Origin of the sequence: Mesorhizobium sp. M7A.F.Ca.CA.001.08.2.1 (assembly GCF_003998455.1) — a bacterium.
Taxonomy (GTDB): domain Bacteria; phylum Pseudomonadota; class Alphaproteobacteria; order Rhizobiales; family Rhizobiaceae; genus Mesorhizobium; species Mesorhizobium ciceri.
Genome location: NZ_RZPW01000646.1, coordinates 1 through 3,650, shown reverse-complemented (window position 1 = coordinate 3,650; position 3,650 = coordinate 1). Strand labels below are relative to the sequence as shown.

At 64.8% G+C, this 3,650-nt stretch carries 5 protein-coding genes; 1 reads left to right on the top strand and 4 read right to left on the bottom strand.

What is annotated here, in order from left to right; translation table 11 throughout:
- The 4 genes from EN914_RS28210 to EN914_RS28195 all read right to left on the bottom strand — a co-directional run.
- Positions 1-519, bottom strand: a 519-nt coding sequence (locus tag EN914_RS28210; RefSeq protein ID WP_164778975.1) for an alcohol dehydrogenase catalytic domain-containing protein, incomplete at its 3' end; no start/stop codon positions are given.
- A gap of 53 nt (positions 520-572) precedes the next feature.
- On the bottom strand, positions 573-1,061 hold the full coding sequence (gene lspA / locus EN914_RS28205) for a signal peptidase II (RefSeq protein ID WP_013529575.1): 489 nt from the start codon (positions 1,059-1,061) through the stop codon (positions 573-575).
- 13 nt (positions 1,062-1,074) lie between these two features.
- Positions 1,075-1,932, bottom strand: a complete 858-nt coding sequence (locus tag EN914_RS28200) for an RNA methyltransferase (protein WP_013529576.1) — start codon at positions 1,930-1,932, stop codon at positions 1,075-1,077.
- The gene (locus EN914_RS28195; protein WP_013529577.1) at positions 1,929-3,023 is read right to left on the bottom strand and encodes a class I SAM-dependent rRNA methyltransferase; all 1,095 of its coding nucleotides are present in this window, start codon (positions 3,021-3,023) and stop codon (positions 1,929-1,931) included. The genes EN914_RS28200 and EN914_RS28195 overlap by 4 nt, the downstream gene beginning before the upstream one ends.
- Before the next feature lie 136 nt (positions 3,024-3,159).
- Here EN914_RS28195 and EN914_RS28190 point away from each other — a divergent pair.
- On the top strand, positions 3,160-3,650 hold a 491-nt coding region (locus tag EN914_RS28190; protein WP_164778974.1), incomplete at its 3' end, for a YafY family protein.

Here is a 3,650-nt window from a genome sequence, read left to right as displayed (position 1 = left end):
GGACAGGATGGAGACCGCGACCGAGCCGACGCCGCCGGCTGCCCCCGTCACCACCACCGGGCCGCGATCGGGCAGGATGCCGTGCCGCTCCAGGGCCATGACACAGAGCATGGCGGTATATCCTGCGGTGCCGACGGCCATCGCGTCATGCGGGCTGATGCCTTGCGGCAGCGGCACCAGCCAGTCGCCCTTGACGCGGGCACGGCCTGCATAGGCACCGAAATGGGTTTCGCCGACGCCCCAGCCATTCAGCACGACCTTGTCTCCGGCGCGCCAGTCGGGATGCGAGGACGAAATGACGGTGCCGGCGAAATCGATGCCCGGCACCAGCGGCCAGCGGCGGATCACCGGCGCCTTGCCTGTGATCGCCAAGCCATCCTTGTAGTTCACCGTCGTTGCCTCGACCGCGACGGTGACATCGCCTTCCATCAGGTCGGCCTCGGTGAGATCGGTCACGGCGACCGACTGCTTTTTCTCGGCGTCACGCGAAACGAGGATGGCTTTGAAGGTTTCGGACATGTCTTTCTCCGCGATCTTGACGACATGAACTGTGCGGCGATGGCCGCACGGGGTCAATCCTTGGAAGGACTGGCTTTGGGTTCGCGCCGCCAGCCGACCAGCTCGTCGAAGACGACCAACGCCGCGCCAACCGAAATGAAGGCGTCGGCAAGGTTGAAGACGGCGAAGGACCAGACCGGCGTGTGGAACAGGATGTAGTCGATGACGTGGCCGTAGACGGCGCGGTCGATCAGATTGCCGAGCGCGCCGCCGACGATCAGCGCAAAGCCGGTGCGGGCAAGGATCTGGGACGGCGCGATCCGTGTCGCCAGGAACAGCACGAAAGCAACGACGGCGAGCGAAATGACGATCAGCCCGGTGTCGCCGAAGGACGAGAACATCGAGAAGGCGATGCCGGTATTGTAGGTGCGAAACAGCGCCAGGAAGGGCAGCAGATCAACCTTCTCCTGAAAAGGCAGATCGGCCTCGACCAGGTATTTTATCCACTGGTCGAGCGCGATGGCCGCGACGACGAGCAATGCGTAGGGAGACCATGATCTCACGGGCAGGCAACCTTCATTGCTGGTCCAGGATTGGCTCGAGCTTCAGCGCGCCGCGCCGGATCTCGAACAGCATGATGCCGGTGGCAACGGCCAGATTGAGCGAATCGGCACGGCCCGCTTGCGGAATCCTGAGCAGCCTGTCGCAACTCGCAGCCAGGCTTTCGGGCAGTCCCTGCTGCTCGTTGCCCATCATCAGCAGCACGGGCCCGCGGGAAAAATCGACCGAGCGGTAGTCGACGGCGCCTTTCAGGTGGGTTCCGGCGACGAGGCCTGAAAACCCGCCTCGCCAGGCGAGGAAAGCCTCGGTTGTCGCCTTCGCCACCGGCACGGCAAAGATCGAACCCATGGTGGCACGCACCGTCTCCACGGAGAATGGATCAGTGGTATCGCCGACCAGGATGACGCCTTTGGCGCCGACGGCATCGACGGTGCGGATGACAGTGCCGAGATTGCCGGGGTCGCGCACCCGGTCGAGCGCCACCCAGACGTCGCCATTGTCAGCGCGGACATCCTTCAAGGCGAGGAATTTTTGCGAAAAGACGCCGACCACCATTTGCGGGTTGTCGCGACGGGTGATGGCGACCAGCACCTTCTCCGACACTTCGAGCACCATGCCGCCTGCCGCAACCGTGCGTGCGGCCACCTTCTCCACCGCAGCGTTGCCGCGCCCGGCCTTGGCGAAAACCAATGTCCTGATCTGCCAGCCGAGATCGAGCGCATCGATGACCAGCTTCAATCCCTCGGCCATGAAGGCGTTCTGCTGGTCGCGGAATTTCTTCTGAGCGAGCGCCTTGATGTCCTTGACCAGCGGATTGGCGAGGCTGGTGACCTCCTTCACCTGGCCGGGTGCGCCTGCATGCCGCTCGTTCATTCAGCCACCCAACGCGAAAACAATGAGGTCGATAGCGCCCGGCCGGCGGACTTTTCGCGGATGATCAGCTCACCCGATTCAACCTTGCCGCCCATACCGGCAAAGGTATCGCGCATCAGGGCGTGGATGGCGAAGAAGGAGGCGCGGATCGAATAGGCGGTCAGCACCACGGCGAGCGGCTTCGGCGTCAGGATCGCCCGGCAGAGGTCGGTCAAATCGGGCAGGTCCTCGAACAATTGCCAGACCTCGCCCTTGGGGCCACGGCCATAGGCCGGCGGGTCGAACAGAATGATATCGTAGCGGCTGCCGCGGCGCTCCTCGCGCTCGGCGAATTTGACCGCGTCGTCGACGATCCAGCGGATCGGCTTGCTGCCGAGGCCGGCCATCTCCTGGTTTTCGCGGGCCCAGCCGATCGCCTTCTTCGAGGCATCGACATGGGTGACCTCGGCACCGGCGCGAGCCGCCACCAAGGAAGCGAGACCGGTATAGCCGAACAGGTTCAGAACCTTGACCGGCCGCTTCGCCGCCGCGATCAGCCCGGCCATGTGGTCCCAGTGGGAAGCCTGCTCGGGAAAGACGCCGACATGACGAAACGAGGTGAAACGGCCGAGATAGTCGATGCCGTCATGCTTCATCGGCCAGGTCTCGCCGAGCGGCAGCTTCGGGAAACGCCAGCGGCCGATCCCCTCCTCGTCGGTGTCTCCGGTGAAGACGGCGTCGGCGCGCTCCCATTCCTTTGCCGGCAAGGCCTTTTGCCAGATCGCCTGGCCCTCTGGCCGCACGATCCGGTAGGGGCCATATTGTTCGAGCTTCTGGCCGGTGCCGCTGTCGAGCAGCGCATAATCGGCATTGGGCGCCACTTCCAGGATCACGGGAAGATGTTCAGTGGGCAGAGCGCCTTCGCGGCGGGCCAGGATGCGCGGCGCCGAGTTCGGTTCGGAACGATTTTCCGTCTTCGCCTCATGGCGCTCGCGCGGTGGCGCTTCCGGTCTGGCAGGAGCCTGGCCGGGACGCGGGCGTGACACGTCCGCCGCACTCTTGGCGGATGGATGTGGACGGTTGTCGCGGCGTTTGTCGCGAAAAGACTTCAAGCGGGGGCAACTCCGAACGGCGTGGCCGCTTTTGACATAGGGCAACCGGCTTCGCAACCAAGTCCGACAGGTCGGCCTCTCCGGTTTATGTCTGCCGGCGATGGACCAATGTCAAAGAAACAGGCAAATCTGCTCGATGTCCCGCTCCGAACGCCTACTCGACCTCATACAGTGCTTGCGCCGGCATCGCCGGCCGGTGAGCGGGCACATGCTTGCCGACGAGACGGGCGTTTCGATCCGCACGCTCTACCGCGACATCGCCACGCTGCAGGGCCAGGGCGCGCCGATCGAGGGTGAGGCGGGGTTGGGTTATGTGCTCAAGCCCGGCTTCATGCTGCCGCCGCTGATGTTCAGCGACGAGGAGATCGAAGCCATTGTGCTCGGCTCGCGCTGGGTCGCCAGGCAGCCGGACCAGCGTCTCTCGGCCGCCGCCGCCAACGCGTTGGCCAAGATCGCAGCCGTGCTGCCCGACGATCTGCGCGAGGATCTTGACGCGAGCACACTGCTGGTCGGGCCTCCTGCCGTGGCCACCGAGGGCATCGACCTTGGTCTGGTGCGGCAGGCCATCCGCAACGAGCGCAAGCTCGGCTTTCTCTACCGCGATGCCGGCGGGGCCGTGTCCCAGCG

What these genes read in the sequence shown, in the direction of transcription:
- EN914_RS28200 (WP_013529576.1), bottom strand. Translation starts at nt 1,932, where the DNA reads ATGAACGAGCGGCATGCAGGCGCACCCGGCCAGGTGAAGGAGGTCACC.